We start from the raw sequence: 17,729 nt of genomic DNA on the forward strand, positions 1-17,729 counted from the left end.
CGGTTATGCTCACCCCCTGATCGCACCGAGGAGGGGAGCCGCCGGTGGCCATGCGGGGAAGGTTCGGCTTCGGCCGCGAAGGAGCGCAACCGGACCCGTCGGCGGTCGAACTGGTCCTGGGCGAACTGGAACTGACGGACCAGTGGGTCACCGGACATGTGGTGATCCGGGCCGGTGGCCGCGCACTGGAACTCCAGGGCCTCGACGCGCGGCTGGTGGCCGACGCCTACGACGAGGACGGCGGGCGTTCCGAGCTGGAGATCGGTTGGCTGGACGTCGGCGACAGCTGGTTCACGCTGGCACCCGGCGAGGAACGGCAGGTGACGTTCCGCCGCCGGCTGTCCTGGGAATGCCCGTTCACCGAGTACGGCGGCCAGGACTTCGGCATCGGCCTCGCGGTGCGGGCCACGCTGAACACTCGCGCCGGGGAGCTCGGCTTCCGGCCCGAAGCCGCCCTGCGGGTGCCGCCGCCGGTCGCGGTGGCCGCCGCCATCGGAGCCTTCGGTGAACTCGGCTACACGGAACGCTCCGCGCGGGTGATCGCCGACTACATCCCGGACTCCGACCAGTACAACGAGGGCTACCAGTCGCTGTTCCTCACCGACCCCGCCCGGGGCAAGCGCAAACTCCCGCGCCTGGAACTGTCCTTCGTCACCAACGCGGTCGGCACCATGGTCCATCTGCGCCGGGCCGCACCGAACCTGTACGAGTGGGCGTCCAAGCCGAAGACCGTCACCTTCGCGGTCGCCCACCACGAAGTCGCCCACGCCGACCTCGCCGCCCGGGCGGGCGCCGCACTGGAGGACCTGCGCGCCCTGTACCGGACGTGACTCAGTCCTTCGGGAACGGCACCGTCCAACCCGGGCACCGCGCGATCGCGGTCAGCCGGTCGAGCGTGATCAGCGGCGGCCGGCCCGCGTCCGGGTGGCCCGCGCCCGCCGGGTTGACCGCTGTCACGCGGATCCGGCGGCCGTCCGGGCGCAGCAGGTCGACGATGGTCTCGGTGGAGCCCTGGGCGTTCGGGACGGGGCGGCCTTCGACGCTGCGGATGCGGGTGTCGTCCGGCAGCACGGGGGCGTCCGCGAACCAGGCCCGCGCCGACGTGTCGGCCTGCTCCTCCTGGAACCGCAGGACGACCGTCCGGTCGCCGTCGACCAGCGTCGCCGTCTGCTCCGGGCCGGCGGTGCCGGCCACCACCTTCAGGCCGGGCGGCAGCAGGTCGGGCCGCTGCACCGGGGTGTCGGCGGCCGGGAGCCCCGGCAGGGTCTGGCGCACCGAGGCCTCGAAGGTGCGCCAGGCCGGGTCGATGGCCAGCGCCGACAGCTGGGCGACGCTCAGCAGCGGCTCCGGCCTGGTCCACTCGCCGGTCTTCCGCCCGACGTTGTACGAGGTGGCGGTGACCCGCATCCCGTCCGGGGTGGTCCACTCGACCCCGGCGTACCGATACGGGCCCTTGCCCTGCGAGGTGAACTGCGTGACGGCCACCATGCTGCCGTCCTCCAGGGTCTCCCCCTGGCACTTCACGTCCGGGGCGGGTTCGTCCGGGCACGGTCGGGCCGACCGTTGGCCGCCGTGGTTGACGCGAACCGCCAGCAGGCTCTGCCCGTGGCCGTCGTCCAGGGTCAGCTCCGCCCACGCCTGGGTGGTCGGGATCGCGGCCGACCCGGCCGCCGACCCGTCGGAGCGCACGATCCTCAGCTCCTTCGGCAGGCGCTCCGCCACCGCCGAGACCATGTGCGCCTCCTGCGGAATCCGGGCACCGTCGGGCACGCCGTCCCCGGACGGGGCGGGCGCGACGGCGGCCGGGCCGACACTGTCCGTGCGCAGGGCGTTCGGCAGGACGGCGGCGGTCACCCCGCTCACCGCCAGCATCGCGGCGGCCGACCCCAGCGCCAGCCTGCGGCGCCGCCGGCGGCGGCCCCGGGCCGCGCCACCCATGGCCAGCAGCGGGATGTCGGGCACGAACCTCTCCCCGGTCTCGTGGAAGACCTGGCACAACCGGTCCTCGAAGTCCTGCTCGGGCAGTGCGGGCATGCGTGATCACCGTCTCGGGGAGCGAAAAGGAAGAACAAGGGGCGGTACTGGTGGTGCCGGCGGCGCGTCAGCGCGCGGCGAGGTCGGCCAGGCCGTCGCCCAGCAGGTCGCGCAGCCGGGCCAGCGCCCGCGAGGACTGGGAGCGGACCGCGCCCGGGCGGCAGCGCAGGATCGCCGCCGTCTCCTCGACGCTGACGTCCTCCCAGTAACGCAGCACCAGCACCGCGCGATCGCGCGGCGCGAGCCGGCCCAGCGCCTGGAGCAGCGTCATCCGCAGCGTGCTGTCGCCCGTCGGGTCCGGCAGGTCCGGGAGCTCGGCGACCGGGCGCTCGCGCGAACTGCGCCGCCGGTGGTGATCGATGAACTGCCGGTACAGCACCCCCTGCGCGTAACCCGCCGGATTCTCTATCGCCCGGCCGCCGAACAGCCGCCCCGGCCGGCGCCACACCACGTACATCCGGCTCAGCGTCTCCTGCACCAGATCCTCGGCGAGATGGGTGTCACCACCCGTCAGCAGGCACGCCGAACGGTACAGCGGGGCCGACCGGTTGGCGGCGAACTCCGCGTACTCCAGCTCGCCGCCGCGCACTGATGCTCCTGCCACGTTCGTTGTTCTCCCCGGCCGTCCACCCTGTCACCCTCCAGACGCGACGAGGTGCCTCGCGTGTCACAGGGCGGGCGCGAAAACTTTTCCTGGGCGGGTCACGGTGGCCGGGGCCCGGCGTGGTCGGGTCACGGCGGGCGGGTGGGCTCAGCGGGCGGGCTCAGCGGGCGGGGCGCTCGCCCATGCCGCGGCAGAACGGGCACGTCCGGCTGCCCTGGCAGTCGCCGCAGCGGACCCGGCCCTCGGTCCGCCCGCCCCAGGTCATGCCGCCCATCGTCCAGCCCCGGCCCCAGCAGCGATCGCACGAGCACCGCCCCTCGCACTCCGGGCACAGCTCGTAGCCGGGCTGGACGTCCTCCGGCGCGAGCAGCGGTTCCGGGCGGACGAACACCTCCGGCAGGTGCAGCGCCATCGGCTCCAGATCGGCCCGGCACAGCGTCAGACCGCGCACCGGGTGGAAGTGCAGCCGGATCGTCATCCCGTCCCGCCAGGCGTGCAGCACCGCCGAGCCGGACTCGGTGCGCTCCACCGTCCGCTGCCAGTCCGCGAGTTGGGCCTCCGCCCGGGCCAGCAGGTCCGGGCCGGTCGGCTGAGGGTCGAGGACGACCTGGCGGTGGTGGCCGAAGCTCAGCGGATTGCCGAACGCGGTGATCTCCGGATGCTCCGGCAGCTGGGCCGACGGCGCCACCCCGGGCGCCAAGGCCTCCAGGAGCGCCGCGAACTCCGCGTACAGCCGCTCGCCGCGCCGCCGCAGTTCCTCCCGCGCTCCCGGTATCTCCTCGCCCGCCATCGCCGCCCCTCTCGTCGAAGTGCTGTCAACTGGCCGGGGGCGTCCGGGTGTTGCTCGGTGCGCGCGCCGGGCGAGCCGATTCTAGGCACCCGGTGCGGCCGGGCGGGCCGTTTTCGCAACCTGCGAGGGTTTCGCGGAACGGCCTGATGCACCGCCGCGGCGAGTGGTACGAAGATCGGATGACGAGCTACTGGCTGGGTGAACGCATACGCCTGCGGGCGGTCGAGACCGAGGACGGACCGCTACTGGCCCGCCTCTCCGAGCAGGAGGAGCGCCTCGGCGACCTGCTCAACCCCCCGCGCTCCACCGAGGGCTGGAACGCCGTCGCCCGCGAACACGCCACCGCCGACCCGTCCGGCGACACCTACGTCCTGATCGTCGAGTCCCGCGCCGACGGCACCCCCGTGGGCTCCGTCGGCGTCCACCACGCCGACCCGCGCAACGGCTGGTTCGAGTACGGCATCACCATCGCCGCCGAACACCGCCGCCGCGGCTACGCCAGTGAGGCCGCCCGGCTGGTCATCCGCCACCAGTTCGAGGAACGCCGCTACCACAAGGCCACCGCCAGGGTCTTCGCCCACAACCACCCCTCCCTGCACCTCCAGCAGCGCCTCGGCTTCACCGAGGAGGGCCGCCTGCGCCGCCACGTCCTCCTCTCCGGCCGCCCCACCGACGTCGTCCTGCTCGCCCTCTTCGCCGAGGACTTCACCGCCCGCCACGGCGCCGCTCAGGCCGACCCCTCCGCGTAGTCCGGCGCCCGCGCCCCGGTCTGCCCCGCGCCCCGGCGGGCCCGGCGGCCGGGGCGGTCAGGGCCTAGTCTCGGGTGCAGCCGACGGGCCCGTCGCCCGCTGATGACGAGAGAGACGAGTCCCCGTCGTGTCGAACGCACCCGTGATCCGCAGTGACGTTCCCGGGTCCTTCGCCCGGGGCGTCTTCCACGAGCGCCACCCCAAGCTCGTCCAGCAGGTCCTTGACGCGCTGCCGTACGGCCCGGCCCAGCGGGTGGCGGTGGAGCGGCTGCTGGCGGAGAGCACCACCGGCGTGCTGGAGCCGCCGGGTGCGGACGCCCCGGGTGCCGCGCGGTGGCGGGAGTGGGGAGCGGGCCTGTGGGGTCGGCCCTGGGGGGAGGCGCCGTTCCTGTGGGCGGAGAGTTACTTCTACCACCGGCTGCTGGACGCCATCGGCTATTTCGGGCCCGGCGCGTGGCAGGGCATCGACCCGTTCGCGCCGTTCAAGAACGCCGAGCTGGCCGGTACGGCGGTGGACGAGGAACTGGCCGCGCTGAGCGGGCTCGACGGTCTGCCGGAGGCCCGTCGGGCGGAGGTGCTGCTGTCGTCCGCGCTGTGGGGCAACCGCGCGGACCTCGGCTTCCAGCTGCTCGCCGGGGCCACCGGGACGGCCGCGTCCGGCCTGGTCGCCGACGACAGCGCGAGGCTCTGGACCGAGCTCGAACGGGCCGCCGGCGGGCGGGTCTGCGTCATCGCGGACAACGCGGGCCGGGAGCTGCTGCCCGACCTGGTGCTGACCGACCACCTGCTGGCCGGCGGCCTGGCGGCGCAGGTCGTCCTGTACGTGAAGCCGCAGCCGTACTACGTGTCGGACGCGACCACGGCCGACGTCCTCGCCTCCGTCGAACGCCTGCGCACCGCGCCCTCGCCGGCCGCCGGGGCGGTCGGCGGGCGGCTGTGGCGGGCGATGAACAGTGGCGCGCTGGTGGTCCGCACGCACCCGTTCTTCTGCGCGCCACTGCCGTTCCACGACCTGCCGGCCGACCTGCGTGCCGAGCTCGCCGCCGCGACAATGACGATCCTCAAGGGCGACCTCAACTACCGCCGCCTGGTCGGCGACCGGCTCTGGCCGCCGACCACGCCGTTCAGCGAGACCGTGAGCCACTTCCCGTCGCCCGTCGCTGCGCTGCGGACGCTGAAATCGGACGTGATCGTCGGCCTCGACGCCGCCACCGTCGCCCGGCTGGACGGCAGCGGGGCCGCGTGGCGCACCGACGGCCGCCACGCCCTCGTCCAGGTCTGCGCGCGCCCGTAGCTCCGGTCGAAACGCTGTGGCGGCCGACCGCCCGTGCCTGGCACGATGGCGGGCCCGACCGCCCCGAGGAGCCCGAGCCCGTGCCCACGCCCGCCGATCGTCTGGCCGCGGCCCGCGCCTCGGCCGACCCCGCCGAGCTGCGGGCCCTGACGGACGTCGGGCTGCCCTTCGTCGACCAGGCACTCGCCGAGAACCCGCAGACGCCGCCGGACGCGCTGCTGCTGCTGGCCGGGGTGCGGCGCGGCGACTGGAACGACAACCGACTGCTGTGCCTGCTGGCCCAACACCCGGGCGCGGACGGGACGGTGCTGGGCGCCGTGCTCGCGGCGGTGGCCGAGCGTCTCACGGCGGGGCAGCGGCCGTACGCCGCCACGCTCGCGCTGGCGGGGCGGCCGGAGGTGCCGGTCGAGCAGGTGCGGGCGCTGGGGCGGTTGGCCGGGGCCTCGGCACGGCTGCGCCGGGGGACGGCCAGGGTGCTGGCGGGGCGTTCGTAGGTTTCACGTCCCCGACCGGCAGCGGTCGGGCACTCGTCCGGTCTACGACGATTGCTTTACTACCTCTTGATTTTTGTCATATGGGCTGAATAGTCTCCCGGCCATTCGCGCGCCTTCGACCACCTCGATCGCGTCTGCCATCAGCCGGGAGGGTCCACCCCTATGAGCGTTCCCCGCATCCGCCGCTCCGCACTCCTCGCCGCAGGTCTCGCACTCGTCACGGCCGGCGCACTCGCCGGACCCGCAGCAGGCGCCGCCACGGCGGCCGGCACGTCCGCCACCGGGCAGCCGATGAACTACGTGGTCAACACCAAGGCCAACCACGGGCAGACCAAGAAGGCCGAGCGCGAGATCCAGGCGGCCGGCGGCAGCGTGGTCGCCTCGTACGAGCAGATAGGCGTGGTGATCGCCCGCTCCGGCGACCCCGGCTTCGCGGCCAGACTGCGCCAGTCGAAGACCATCGACTCGGTCGGCGCCAGCCGCACCGCCGGGATCCAGGCCGCCGACGTCGAAGCCGCCGTCGAGGAGGCCGAGGTGCCCGCCGCGGCCGCCGACGGCAACGAGCCGCTCTGGGCCAACCAGTGGGACATGAAGCAGATCGGCGTGGACCGGGCCCACGCCTCGACGCTCGGCAGCCGCGACGTGGTGGTCGGCGTCCTCGACTCCGGCATCGACGCCACCCACGAGGATCTCGCCGCCGCCGTCGACCCGTCGCTCTCCGCGTCCTGCCTCAGCGGCAGCCCCGACACCAACTGGCAGTCCTGGCAGCCCACCAGCAGCTCCCACGGCACCCACGTGGCCGGCACCATCGCCGCCGCCAAGAACGGCAAGGGCATCGAGGGCGTCGCCCCCGGCGTCCGGCTGGCCGCCGTCAAGGTGGTCGACAACGGCGGGTTCATCTACCCCGAGTACGCGATCTGCGGCTTCGTGTGGGCGGCCGAGCACCACTTCACGATCACCAACAACAGCTACTACGTGGATCCGTGGATGTTCAACTGCGCGGGCGACCCCGACCAGGGAGCGGTCAGCGAGGCCGTCCGCCGGGCCGTGGACTACTCCCGCCGGGGCGGGGTGCTGAACGTCGCCTCCGCGGGCAACGAGAACATCGACCTGGCGCACAAGACCGTCGATGTCAGCAGCCCCGACGACACCACCCCCGGCAGCCGGCCGATCGACGCCAGCTGCCTCGACCTGCCCGCCGAACTGCCGGGCGTGGTCGCGGTCTCGGCGATCGGCGTCAAGGGCGACAAGTCCTACTACTCCAGCTACGGCCTGAACAAGGTCACCGTCGCCGCCCCCGGTGGCGACTCCCGCTACCAGCTGCCCGACACCCCCGACCGCCGGGGCTCGGTGCTCTCCACCCTCCCCGGCGACAAGTACGGCTACATGTCGGGCACTTCGATGGCCGCCCCGCACGTGGCCGGTGTTCTCGCGCTGCTCGCCTCCACCCACCCGGGCGCCGGGCCGGAGCAACTGCGCAGCCTGCTGGTGACCCAGGCCGACCCGCACGCCTGCCCGACCGGCGAGTTCAACCCGGGCGGCACCGGGGCGTACAAGGCGACCTGCGAGGGCACCACCGCCAACAACGGCTTCTACGGGGCCGGGGTGGTGTCCGCCGCCAAGGCCGCGGACACCTTCCGCAACTGACCCCGCGTCAGCGGCTCCACGGGTGGCGCGACCGGCCGCACCACCGCGAAGCCGCTCCACGGGCGGTGTGACCGGCCGCGCGTCGGCGGCGTCGATCGTGGCGCGGCCGGCCGCAGGTCAGCTCTCGCCGTCGATGTGCCGGGACCAGTCCGACTCCACCGAGGCCAGGCCGGCCCGGTTCGGCACCTGCTTCAGCCAGGCCGGACGGGCCGCCGTGCGGGCCGCGGCGGCCCGCTCCTCGGCGGCCCGGATCTGCTCCGGGGTGGCGAACCCCTCCGGCAGCCAGGCCGCCGAGTTCGCGACCCGGGCTGCCAGGTGTTCCACGTACGCGGCCCGGACGGCGGCCGGCGAGTCGAAGCCCGGCTCGTCGGCCAGCCAGGCGTCCGGCACCAACGCGGCGACCTCGGCCAGCAGTTCGGGCGTCACCAGGGGGGCCAGCGCGGCGTCCGCGGCGGCCACGTCCGGGCCGTAGCCGCCGAGCGCGTGGCCGCTCAGGTCGTAGCGCTTGTGCACCGAGGCGTGGGCCGAGGACCAGCGGTGGTGGAAGATCAGCCCGGCGCCGTTGTCGATCAGCCAGAGCCTGCCGTGCCAGACCATCAGGTTCGGGTTGTGCACGCTGCGGTCGACGTTGCCGGTCAGCGCGTCCAACCAGACCACCCGGCCGGCCTCGGCGGGGGAGACCTCGATCATCCCCGGCTTGAAGTCCCGGGCGCCCGGCAGCAGGTCCATGCCCAGGTTGCGGCCCGCGCTGGCCTTCAGCAGGTCCTGGATCTCCTGGTCGGGCTCGTTCGCCGCCACCGCCGGGTCGAAGTCCACCAGCACCAGCGGCGGCACCCGCAGGCCCAGCCGCCGGGCCAGCTCGCCGACGATCACCTCGGCCACCAGCGCCTTGACGCCCTGCGCCGCACCGGTGAACTTCACCACGTACGTGCCCAGGTCGTCGGCCTCCACCACCCCGGGCACCGAACCGCCCGCCCGCAGCGGATCGACGTACCGCAGCGCCGTCACCTCATCCAGCATCCGCCCACCCTAACGCCTGCCCCGACGGCCGCCCGTTCCCGGTTTGGCGGGGGCAGGGCGCGATGGTTGGCTTGGCGGCGACGTCGAGTGCAGATGCGCAGATGACCGGACCGAGGAGATGAACAGATGGGCAAGGTGCACGCCACCACCGAGCGGACGTACGGGGCCGACCCGGCCCGGGTGTACGAGGCGCTGGCCGACTACGCGGTGACCCGGCCGAAGCTGCTGCCCGCGCAGTACAGCGAGTACCAGGTGCGGGCCGGCGGCACCGGTGCGGGCACCCAGGTGCACTGGAAGCTCCAGGCCACCGAGAAGCGGGTCCGGGACTGCCTGTTCACGGTGACGGCGCCGACCCCGGACACCCTGGTGGAGACCGACGCCAACTCCTCGATGGTGATCACCTGGACGGTCGCGGCGGCCGGGGAGCGCGGCAGCAAGGTCACCGTCGAGGCGACCTGGACCGGGGCGACCGGCATCGGCGGCTTCTTCGAGCGGACCTTCGCGCCCAAGGGCCTGAACCGGATCCACGACCAGGTGCTGGCCAAGCTGGCGGCCGAACTCGGCTGAGCCCCACCGGGATTGGGCCCCACCGGGTTTGGGCCTCGCCGGGTTTGGGCCTCGCGATTATTCACACACCCGCACGGGGCGTCATCCGTGCGGGTGTGCCGGTTCCCCGGGACGGGTGAAGCGGCCCCGGCCGGCAGGTGGTCGTCAACTTAGGCTCCGGGCCGTGCAGATGACGATCCTTCATGTTTCCCAACCGACCGACGGCGGCGTGGCCCGGGTGGTGGCCGACCTGGCGCGCGGGCAGCGTGCGGCGGGCTGCCGGGTTCTGGTGGCCTGCCCGCCCGGCGGTCGGCTCGCCCGCGAGGCCGCCGCCGCCGGCGCCCGGGTGCTGGACTGGCCCGCCGAACGCTCCCCCGGCCCGGGCACCGTCGGCGAGGCGTGGCGGCTGCGCCGGATCATCCGCCGCGCCGAGCCGCACGTGCTGCACCTGCACAGCGCGAAGGCGGGGCTGGCCGGCCGGCTGGCCGCCCGCGGCGCCGTGCCCACCGTGTTCCAGCCGCACGCCTGGTCGTTCGCCGCCGTCGAGGGCGCCCTCGCCCGGGCCAGCCTGCGCTGGGAGCGGTATGCCACCCGGTGGTCCCGCTCCGTGCTGTGCGTCAGCGAACGGGAGAAGGCGGACGGTGTGGCGGCCGGGCTGCTCGCCCACTGGCGGGTGGTGCCCAACGGCGTGGACCTGGCGCACTTCACGCCCGCCGACCAGGCCTCCCGGCGGGCCGCCCGGATGACCCTGGGCCTGGAGCAGTCCGCCCCACTGGCGGTGTGCGTGGGCCGGTTGTGCCGGCAGAAGGGCCAGGACGTGCTGCTGGACGCCTGGGAGCAGGTGCAGCCCCGGCTGCCGGCGGCCCGGCTGGTGCTGGTCGGCGGCGGCCCGGACGCGGAGGCGCTGGCCGCTCGGGTGCGGGCGCTGCCCGATCCGTCCCGGGTCCGGCTGGTGGGCGATGTGGCGGATCCGCGGCTGTGGCTGGCGGCCGCCGACCTGGTGGTGCTGCCCTCGCGCTGGGAGGGGATGGCGTTGGCGCCGCTGGAGGCGATGGCCTGCGGGCGGCCGGTGCTGCTGACCGACGTTTCGGGGGCGCGGGAGTGCGTGCCGCCCGGCGAGCTCGGCCGTTCGGTGGTGCCGCCGGAGAATTTCGGTGCGATGAGCGAACGGCTGGTCGAATGCCTGTCGGATCGGATCGAATGCGAACGGCGCGGTGTGCTGGCCCGGGCGCACGTGACAGAAAATCACGATATCCGGCAAGTAATCTCGCAGGTGGCGTCCATTTACCGGACTATTGTTCGGAGCCGAGTGGTCCCGGCGGGCCGTACATCCCGTGTCCCGCAGTGGTTCTGATCGTTTGTCAGGCCGTGGACGCCCGCCCGTACAGGTGTGGCCTTCCCTCCTGGATGTCGGATTATTAGGCGGGTGGAATGAAATGGCCTGTCAGCTGCCGGTGCGCGCAAAGGCGTTCGGTAATGTCTGATTCTGCCTGCTTCGTCCCCATTTTCTCCCAGGGGAATGGGCAGTCGCTGTTTTCGGCAGCAGGTGATTGCCCGGACGGGTTCACAGCAGGGGAGTTCGTGCGCTGATGACCATTGACCACGAGAGCGTGCCGCGCTCGGCCGACGTGCTGGCGGGGTCCGGCCGCCACGGCAACCATCACGGCGCGGGACTGCTCGACCGGCCGAGGTCCAGGGCACTGCCGACCAGGAGCTACGCCGGGGTCGGCCGCCACCGCGGCCGGCTGCACTCTCGGGTCGCCCTGCCGCTCGCACTCGCCACCGCCGACACCCTGGCGGTCGCGCTGTCCGCCGCCGCCACCGCCCCGGCCACCGCCCGGCCGTTCGCCACCGCCCTCCTGCTGCTGCCCGTCCTGCTCCCGCTCAACCTGGCCGGCGGCCTCTATCGCGCCCGGCTCAGCCTCTCCGCCCTGGACGAGTTCCCCGCCCTGGCCGCCCGCGCCGCCGTCGCCACCGCCTTCGTCGTCACCGCCGACGCCTGCCTGACCGGCCACTGGGCCGACCAGTGGAGCGACCTCGGCGCGATGGGCCCGCTGCGGCTGCTCGCCATGCTGATGCTGATGCTCCCGCTCGCCGCCCTCGGCCGCGCCTACGTCCACCACCTCACCCGCCGGGCCCGCCGCCGCCGTCCCAGCCCGGCGCTGATCCTCGGCGCCGGCGAACTCGGCCAGCGGATCGCCGACGTGCTCACCGCCCGTCCCGAGTACGGCCTGCGGCCGGTCGGCTACCTGGACGCCGACCCGCTGCTGCTGCCCACCGGCAGCCCGCTGCCGGTGCTCGGCGGCCGCGAGGCGCTCGGCCGGGTGCTGCGCCGCCACCGCGTCCACCACGTGCTGGCCACCGGCGGCGCCGCCTACGACGCCGACACGCTGGCCGCGCTGCGGCACGCCGCCCGGCTCGGCTGCCAGGTCTGGCTGCTGCCCGGCCTGCGCGAGTTCGACTCGGTGCGGGGCACCGGCGACCACCTGTGGGGCTTCCCCTGCCTGCGCCTCGGCGCACCCGCGATGCGCCGCCACGGCTGGGCCGTCAAGCGCGGCTTCGACATCGCCGCGGCCGGCCTCGGCCTGCTGCTGATCTCTCCGGTGCTGGCCGCCTGCGCCCTCGCGGTGCGCTGGGAGACCGGCCCTGGCGTGCTGTTCCGCCAGCAGCGCACCGGCCTGGACGGCCAGGTGTTCACCCTCCTCAAGTTCCGCACCCTGCGCCCCAGCAACGAGCACGAGTCGGCCACTCGCTGGAACATCGCGCAGGACCACCGGATGGGCACCGTCGGCAAGTTCCTGCGCAAGGCCTCGCTGGACGAGCTCCCGCAACTGTGGAACGTGCTCCGCGGCGACATGAGCCTGGTCGGCCCGCGCCCCGAACGCCCCTACTTCGTCATGCGGTTCAGCCAGGCCTACCCCGAGTACGCCGACCGGCACCGGGTCCCGTCCGGGCTCACCGGCCTGGCCCAGGTCAGCGGCCTGCGCGGGGACACCTCCATCGAGGACCGGGCCCGCTTCGACAACCGCTACATCGAGGGCTGGACCCTGTGGCAGGACGCCAAGATCCTGCTGCGCACCGCCGCCCTCGTGGTCCGTCCGGACGGGAGCTGACCGCAGGCCGTGGCCGTCACCCTCCGACTCCCGCCCGCCGCTGCCCGCTTCACCGGCGCAGCCGCACACCGCCCGGGCCGGCCCGCACCCCGGCCGAGCTGGCTCGCCGCCGCCACCGTGCTGCTGGTCTGCGTCCCCACCGGGGAGAAGGACGTCACCGCCGCCGTCCACGTCACCCCGGCGGACCTGGCCTCGCTGGCCCTGGTCGCCCTGACCGCCGTCCAGCTGCTGCGCGGCCGGCTTCCCCGGCTCGACCGGGCGGCCGCCACGCTGTTCGGCGCCGTGGTGCTGGCCGCCGCCGTCGCCACCGTGCATTCCGTGGACCCGGCCGCCAGCCTCACCGGCTTCGTCCGGCTGGTGCAGATCTTCGTGCTGGTGCCCGCCGCCGTGCTGCTGGCCGTCCGCGACCGCAACGACCGGCGGCTGGTGCTCGGCTCGTTCGTGCTGGCCGCGCTGATCGAGGGCGCGGTCGGCGCCGTCCAGTACCTGACCCGCACCGGCGCCTCCTACACCGGGCAGCCGATCCGCGCCGTCGGCACCTTCGGCGCGCTCGACATCATGGCGATGTCCGGCGTGGTCTCCTTCGGGCTGCTGGCCGCCCTCGGGCTGGCCCTGGCCGAGCGCCGCCCCGGCGGCAGCCGCCCGCTGCGCCGCGCGATGTGGGCGAGCGCCGCGTTCCTGGCCTTCCCGCTGGCGGTGTCGTTCAGTCGGGGCAGCTGGATCGCCACCGCGGTCGCCGCCACCGTGCTGCTGCTGCGCGCCGACGCCCGACTGGCCGTCAGGGGCGTACTGGTCGGCGCCGCCGCCGCGGTGGTGCTGGTCGGCGGGCTCGGCCTCGGCGCGTCCGGCGTCACCGAGCGGCTCAGCTCGATCGGCTCGGTCTCCGCCGCCCCCGACCAGTCCGTCTCCGACCGCTACGACCTGTGGGCCACCGCCGGCCGGATCTGGCAGGACCACCCGGTGGCCGGCGCCGGACCCAAGGCGTTCCAGCAACTGCGCGACAGCCACGCCCCGCTCAGGCTCTCCTCCGGCAGCGACGCCGCCGACTCCACCATCGGCTTCCAGCGCGAACCGCTGCTCTCCCCGCACAACATGTACTTCCTGGTGCTCAGCGAGCAGGGCCTGCTCGGGGCGGTCGCCTACCTCGCGCTGTTCCTGACCCTGCTGCTCGGCTGCCTGCGCCGGGCCACCGGTCCCGGCCTCGCCGCCCTCGCGCTGCTCTGCTGGGTGCTCTGGGACTTCCTGTACGCCGACATCGGCGGCACCACCACCGTGCTGACCTCCGTGGTGCTCGGCCTCGCCGCCCGCACCGCGCTGCCGGGGCCCGACTCCCGGGCCGCGAACGGTCCCGACTCCCGTGGAGCGAACGGCACATGACGACAGACCAGCCGGTGGCGGCACAGGTCGCCACGACCGTCCCCGTACCGGCCCCGCGCACCGACGGCGAGGACGCCGCACCCCGGGGCGGCTTCCTGGCCAAGGCGTTCGGCGTGACCGCGCTGCTCAGCGCGGCCGGCTCCGGGCTCGGCCTGCTCCGCGACCTGCTGCTGGCCCGCTACTTCGGCGCCAACCAGGGCACCGACGCCTTCCTGGTCGCCTGGACGGTGCCGGAGACCGCCGCGCCGCTGCTGATCGAGGACGCGATGGCCTTCCTGATGGTCCCGGCCTTCAGCCTGGCCCTGGTGCTGCGCGAGGAACGCCCCCAAGGGCCGGACCCGGTACGGCAGTTGACCCGCTCCACGCTGCCCTGGCTGCTGCTCGCGCTGTGCACGCTGTCCGGCATCGTCGCGCTGTTCGCCCCGCAACTGGTCGAGCTGCTCGCCCCCGGCCTGGCCGACCCGCGGCTCGCCGTCACCTGCACCCGGATCACCGCCGTCACCGTGGTGCCGTTCGGCGTGGCCGGCTACCTGGCCTCCGCGCTGCGCGCCCTGCACGCCTTCACCGCGCCCGCCGTCATCTACGTGATGTACAACCTGGGCATCCTGGCGCTGCTGCTCAGCGGCCACCGCCTGCTCGGGGTGCGCTCCGCCGCGCTCGGCGTGGCGCTCGGCAGCCTGCTGATGGCGGGCGTGCTGGTGGTGCCGTTCGCCCGCCGGCTGCGCGGCCGCGGGTGGCGGGCCCGGCGGCGCGGCGCCGGGCGCGGGCTGGTGCTGATCCCGCTGGCGCTGCTGCCGGTGGCCGCGTTCTCGCTGACCCGGCAGTCCCAGGTGTTCATCGAGCGCTACCTCGGCTCGGCGCTGCCGCCGGGCACCATCTCGCACCTCAACTACGCCGCGAAAGTCAGCCAGTTGGCGATGACCTCGGCGATCCTGATCGTCACCGTGACCTTCCCCGTGGTGGCCCGGGCGATGGCCGCCGGCGATCTCACCGCCGCCCGCGACCGGGTCGAGAAGGACCTCGGCCAGGCCGCCGCGCTGGTGCTGCTCGGCACCGCCTTCCTGCTGTCCTGCGCACCCGCCGTGGCCGCGCTGCTGTTCCAGCGCGGCGCGTTCGGCCCTGCCGACACCGAGGCCACCGCGGCCGTCATCCGGGTGTACAGCTTCGGCCTGCCCGCCCAGGCGATGATCGGCGTGATGGTGCGGCCGTACTTCTGCGTCCGGCCGGTGGTGCGGCGCGCCGAGGCCCCGCGTGCCGAGGGCGACCGGACCACCTGGCTGGACTGGTACCCGGTCGGCGCGATGATGCTCGGACTGGTCGTCACCTTCACCCTCGGCGTCACCCTGACCCCGCATTTCGGGGCGCCCGGCCTGGCCGCCGGCAACGCGGTCGGGATCACCTTCACCGCGGCGCTGCTGATGCGCGGCCTGATGCTGCGCGGCATCGCGCTGCGGCTGGGCCTGGTGCTCGGCGGGCAGGCCCGGCTGCTGGCCGCCGCGATCACCGCCGCCGGGGCCGGCTCGCTCGCCGTCCGGGCGGTCACAGCGCCGCTGTCCGCCGCCCTGTTCGGCGGCGCCACCGTCCTGCTGGTCTTCGCGGCCCTGGGCACGCTGTTCGGCGTCCCCGAGGTCCGCGGACCGGTCCTGGCGCTGCTCGCCCGGGCCCGGCGACCGCACGCCCCCTCACCCGCCGAAGGGAAGCCGCATGGTTGAAACCTGTCTGCCGGCGCAGGTGCTCGCGCCCCGGCTCGCACCCTGGATCCTGATGTACCACTCGGTCGCCGAGGAGGACGAGGATCCCTACCAGCTCACCGTCAGCCCCGAGCGCTTCGCCGAACAGATGGACTGGCTGTACCGCTCCGGCCGGCGCGGCGTCAGCGTCCGCGAACTGCTCGACGCCCAGGCGCGCGGCCGGGAGTCCCGGCTGGTCGGCCTGACCTTCGACGACGGCTACGCCGACTTCGCCCGGCACGCCGTCCCGGTGCTGCGCGAGTACGGCTTCACCGCCACCGCGTACGTGATGCCCGACCTGCTCGGCGCCGCCAACCACTGGGACGCCGAAGGCCCCCGCAAGAAGCTGCTGACCGTGGACCAGGTCGTCGAACTGGCCGCGTCAGGCTGGGAGATCGGCTCGCACGGCCTGGGCCACCAGGCCCTGTCCGGGCTGTCGCCCGCCGCACTGGAACGCCAGACCAAGAAGAGCCGACGGGACTTGGAGGACCTGGTGCGCGGCCCCGTCACCGGCTTCTGCTACCCGTACGGCTCCGTCGACCTGCCCGCCACCCGGGCCGTGCGGGAGGCCGGCTACGACTACGCCTGCGCCATCGAGCACTCCTCGCTGACCGGCCGGCACGCCCTGCCGCGCTGCTACGTCGGCGACCGCGACGGCGCCTGGCGGCTGCGCGCCAAGCACGGCCGCCATCGCTGGCGCGAGGCCGTCACCGGGCTGCGCTGGGCCCCGCCGAAGCCCACCACGGGGGAGTGGCGGTGAAGGTCCTGCATGTGGTCACCGGCCTGCACGCGGGTGGTGCGGAACGTCAACTCGCCTTGCTGCTGCGGCACTTGCCGAAGGACCAGCGGCACGAGGTGGCCACCCTGACCAACCCCGGCGCAGTGGCCCGCGAACTGCGCGCCGACGGCTTCACCGTCCATCACCTCGCCATGCGCGGCAACCGCGACCTCGGCGTACTGCCCCGGCTCACCCGGCTGATCCGGGCCGGCCGCTACGACCTGGTCCACACCCACCTGTACCGGGCCATGCTGTACGGCCGCCTCGCCGCCCGGCTGGCCGGGGTGCGGGGCGTGCTCGCCACCGAGCACTCGCTGCAGGCCGGGGTGATCGAGGGCCGGCCCACCTCGCCCGGCGTCAAGGCGCTGTACCTGGCCGCCGAACGGCTCGGCGGCACCACCCTGGCGGTCTCCGGCCAGGTCGCCGCCGTGCTCGACGCCTGGGGCGTGCCCGCCCACCGGGTCCGGCTGCTGCCGAACGGCATCGACGCCGCCCGGTACCGCTTCCCACCCGCCGAGCGGGCCGCCCACCGCGCCCGGCTGCGCGCCGAACTCGGCCTGCCCGCCGACGCGTTCGTGGCCGGCGGAGTCGGCCGACTGGTGCCCGGCAAGCGCTTCCACATCCCGCTGGAGGCGCTCGCCGCGCTCCCGGCGGACACCCGGCTGCTGTTGATCGGCGAGGGCCCCGAACGGGCCGAACTCACCGCCCGCGCCGAACAGTTGGGCGTCCGTGAGCGGCTGGTGCTCACCGGCGAACGCGACGACGTGCCCGAGCTGCTCACCGCGATGGACGTCCTGGTCTCGCCGTCCCGCGCGGAGACCTTCGGGCTCGCCGCGCTGGAGGCCCTGGCCGCCGGGCTGCCGGTGCTGCACTCCGCCTGCCCGGCGCTGGCCGAACTACCGGTCGGCGCCGCCCCGCACGCCCGCCTGCTGCCGTCCGAACCTGCCGCCTACGCCCGCGAGTTGACGACGGCCGCCGCCGCGCCCATCGGACCGGTCCCGGTGCCGCCGGCCGTCGCGCACTACGACATCACCCGGATCGCGGCCGAACTGGCCGCCCTCTACCGGGAGTCGGCCGGCGCCCTGCCCGGCCCCCGCCACCCCGCACGCCGCCGCGCGGGCGCGCACTGACCCCCGCCATCCCTTCTGTGGAGCCCCCCGATGCCCGAACCCCGCCGCCGCCTCCGTGCGCTGTTCCGCCGCTGGTGGCCGATGGCTGTCGCCGTCCCGCCGGGTGTGGCGGCCCGTCCCCGCTGACCTCGTTTTCTGGAGTCCCTCGATGCCCGAACCCCGCCGCCGCCTCCGTGCGCTGTTCCGCCGCTGGTGGCCGATGGCCCTCGCCGTCCCGCCGGGTGTGGCGGCCCGTCCCCGCTGACCTCGTTTTCTGGAGTTCCCCGATGCCCGCACTCTGCCGCTGCTCCCGTGCGCTGTTCCGCCGCTGGTGGCCGATGGCCGTGGCCGTCCCGCCGGGTGTGGCGGCCCGTCCCCGCTGACCTCGTTTTCTGGAGTCCCTCGATGCCCGAACCCCGCCGCCGCCTCCGTGCGCTGTTCCGC

16 protein-coding genes are annotated in these 17,729 nt (G+C 74.4%); 12 read left to right on the forward strand and 4 right to left on the reverse strand.

The genetic code is table 11. The features are described from left to right. Window positions 1-50 precede the first annotated feature (50 nt). Entirely contained in the window at window positions 51-830 is a 780-nt protein-coding gene (locus ACZ6R9_RS23025; RefSeq protein WP_465540072.1) for a sporulation protein, read from the forward strand. A gap of 1 nt (window position 831) precedes the next feature. On the opposite strand, the gene ACZ6R9_RS23030 is transcribed toward ACZ6R9_RS23025, so the two are convergent. The 3 genes from ACZ6R9_RS23030 to ACZ6R9_RS23040 form a co-directional block, all read right to left on the reverse strand. Then, window positions 832-2,034: a hypothetical protein gene (locus ACZ6R9_RS23030; protein WP_465539998.1), complete on the reverse strand. Its 1,203-nt coding sequence runs from the start codon at window positions 2,032-2,034 to the stop codon at window positions 832-834. A gap of 67 nt (window positions 2,035-2,101) precedes the next feature. Continuing rightward, a complete protein-coding gene (locus tag ACZ6R9_RS23035) occupies window positions 2,102-2,638 on the reverse strand; it encodes a SigE family RNA polymerase sigma factor (RefSeq protein ID WP_380486055.1) in 537 nt (178 codons plus the stop codon). A 160-nt stretch (window positions 2,639-2,798) separates the two neighbouring features. Continuing rightward, window positions 2,799-3,428, reverse strand: a complete 630-nt coding sequence (locus ACZ6R9_RS23040; RefSeq protein WP_465540000.1) for a DnaJ-like cysteine-rich domain-containing protein — start codon at window positions 3,426-3,428, stop codon at window positions 2,799-2,801. Between the two features lie 179 nt (window positions 3,429-3,607). Here ACZ6R9_RS23040 and ACZ6R9_RS23045 point away from each other — a divergent pair, with 179 nt between their 5' ends. The 4 genes from ACZ6R9_RS23045 (at window position 3,608) to ACZ6R9_RS23060 (ending at window position 7,612) form a co-directional block, all read left to right on the forward strand. Next, complete coding sequence (locus ACZ6R9_RS23045; protein WP_380486058.1) at window positions 3,608-4,177, forward strand: GNAT family N-acetyltransferase; 570 nt, start codon at window positions 3,608-3,610, stop codon at window positions 4,175-4,177. A 127-nt stretch (window positions 4,178-4,304) separates the two neighbouring features. After that, a complete protein-coding gene (locus ACZ6R9_RS23050) occupies window positions 4,305-5,471 on the forward strand; it encodes a damage-control phosphatase ARMT1 family protein (RefSeq protein WP_465540003.1) in 1,167 nt (388 codons plus the stop codon). 80 nt (window positions 5,472-5,551) lie between these two features. After that, on the forward strand, window positions 5,552-5,965 hold the full coding sequence (locus ACZ6R9_RS23055; protein WP_465540005.1) for a hypothetical protein: 414 nt from the start codon (window positions 5,552-5,554) through the stop codon (window positions 5,963-5,965). Between the two features lie 162 nt (window positions 5,966-6,127). After that, window positions 6,128-7,612, forward strand: coding sequence for a S8 family peptidase (locus tag ACZ6R9_RS23060; RefSeq protein WP_380486065.1), 1,485 nt, complete (start codon window positions 6,128-6,130; stop codon window positions 7,610-7,612). Window positions 7,613-7,729: 117 nt separating this feature from the next. Here ACZ6R9_RS23060 and ACZ6R9_RS23065 read toward each other — a convergent pair whose 3' ends face one another. Beyond that, complete coding sequence (locus ACZ6R9_RS23065) at window positions 7,730-8,632, reverse strand: HipA family kinase (protein WP_380486066.1); 903 nt, start codon at window positions 8,630-8,632, stop codon at window positions 7,730-7,732. Window positions 8,633-8,758: 126 nt separating this feature from the next. On the opposite strand from ACZ6R9_RS23065, the gene ACZ6R9_RS23070 reads away from it, so the two are divergent. From ACZ6R9_RS23070 to ACZ6R9_RS23100, 7 genes are all read left to right on the forward strand, one after another. Next, entirely contained in the window at window positions 8,759-9,199 is a 441-nt protein-coding gene (locus ACZ6R9_RS23070; protein ID WP_465540007.1) for an SRPBCC family protein, read from the forward strand. Window positions 9,200-9,368: 169 nt separating this feature from the next. After that, window positions 9,369-10,532, forward strand: coding sequence for a glycosyltransferase (locus ACZ6R9_RS23075; RefSeq protein WP_465540073.1), 1,164 nt, complete (start codon window positions 9,369-9,371; stop codon window positions 10,530-10,532). Between the two features lie 235 nt (window positions 10,533-10,767). Next, window positions 10,768-12,291: a sugar transferase gene (locus ACZ6R9_RS23080; RefSeq protein WP_465540009.1), complete on the forward strand. Its 1,524-nt coding sequence runs from the start codon at window positions 10,768-10,770 to the stop codon at window positions 12,289-12,291. 9 nt (window positions 12,292-12,300) lie between these two features. Continuing rightward, window positions 12,301-13,668, forward strand: coding sequence for an O-antigen ligase family protein (locus ACZ6R9_RS23085; RefSeq protein WP_465540010.1), 1,368 nt, complete (start codon window positions 12,301-12,303; stop codon window positions 13,666-13,668). Then, window positions 13,665-15,380 carry a lipid II flippase MurJ gene (locus ACZ6R9_RS23090; RefSeq protein ID WP_465540012.1) on the forward strand — a complete coding sequence of 572 codons (1,716 nt, stop codon included), beginning with the start codon at window positions 13,665-13,667 and terminating at the stop codon, window positions 15,378-15,380. The genes ACZ6R9_RS23085 and ACZ6R9_RS23090 overlap by 4 nt, the downstream gene beginning before the upstream one ends. Beyond that, window positions 15,373-16,158 carry a polysaccharide deacetylase family protein gene (locus ACZ6R9_RS23095; protein WP_465540014.1) on the forward strand — a complete coding sequence of 262 codons (786 nt, stop codon included), beginning with the start codon at window positions 15,373-15,375 and terminating at the stop codon, window positions 16,156-16,158. The genes ACZ6R9_RS23090 and ACZ6R9_RS23095 overlap by 8 nt, the downstream gene beginning before the upstream one ends. Further along, window positions 16,155-17,306 (forward strand): glycosyltransferase, encoded by a 1,152-nt coding sequence (locus tag ACZ6R9_RS23100; protein WP_465540015.1) that lies wholly within the window; start codon window positions 16,155-16,157, stop codon window positions 17,304-17,306. Before ACZ6R9_RS23095 ends, ACZ6R9_RS23100 begins: the two co-directional genes overlap by 4 nt. Window positions 17,307-17,729 lie beyond the last annotated feature (423 nt).

The organism is Kitasatospora sp. NPDC048662, assembly GCF_055587065.1.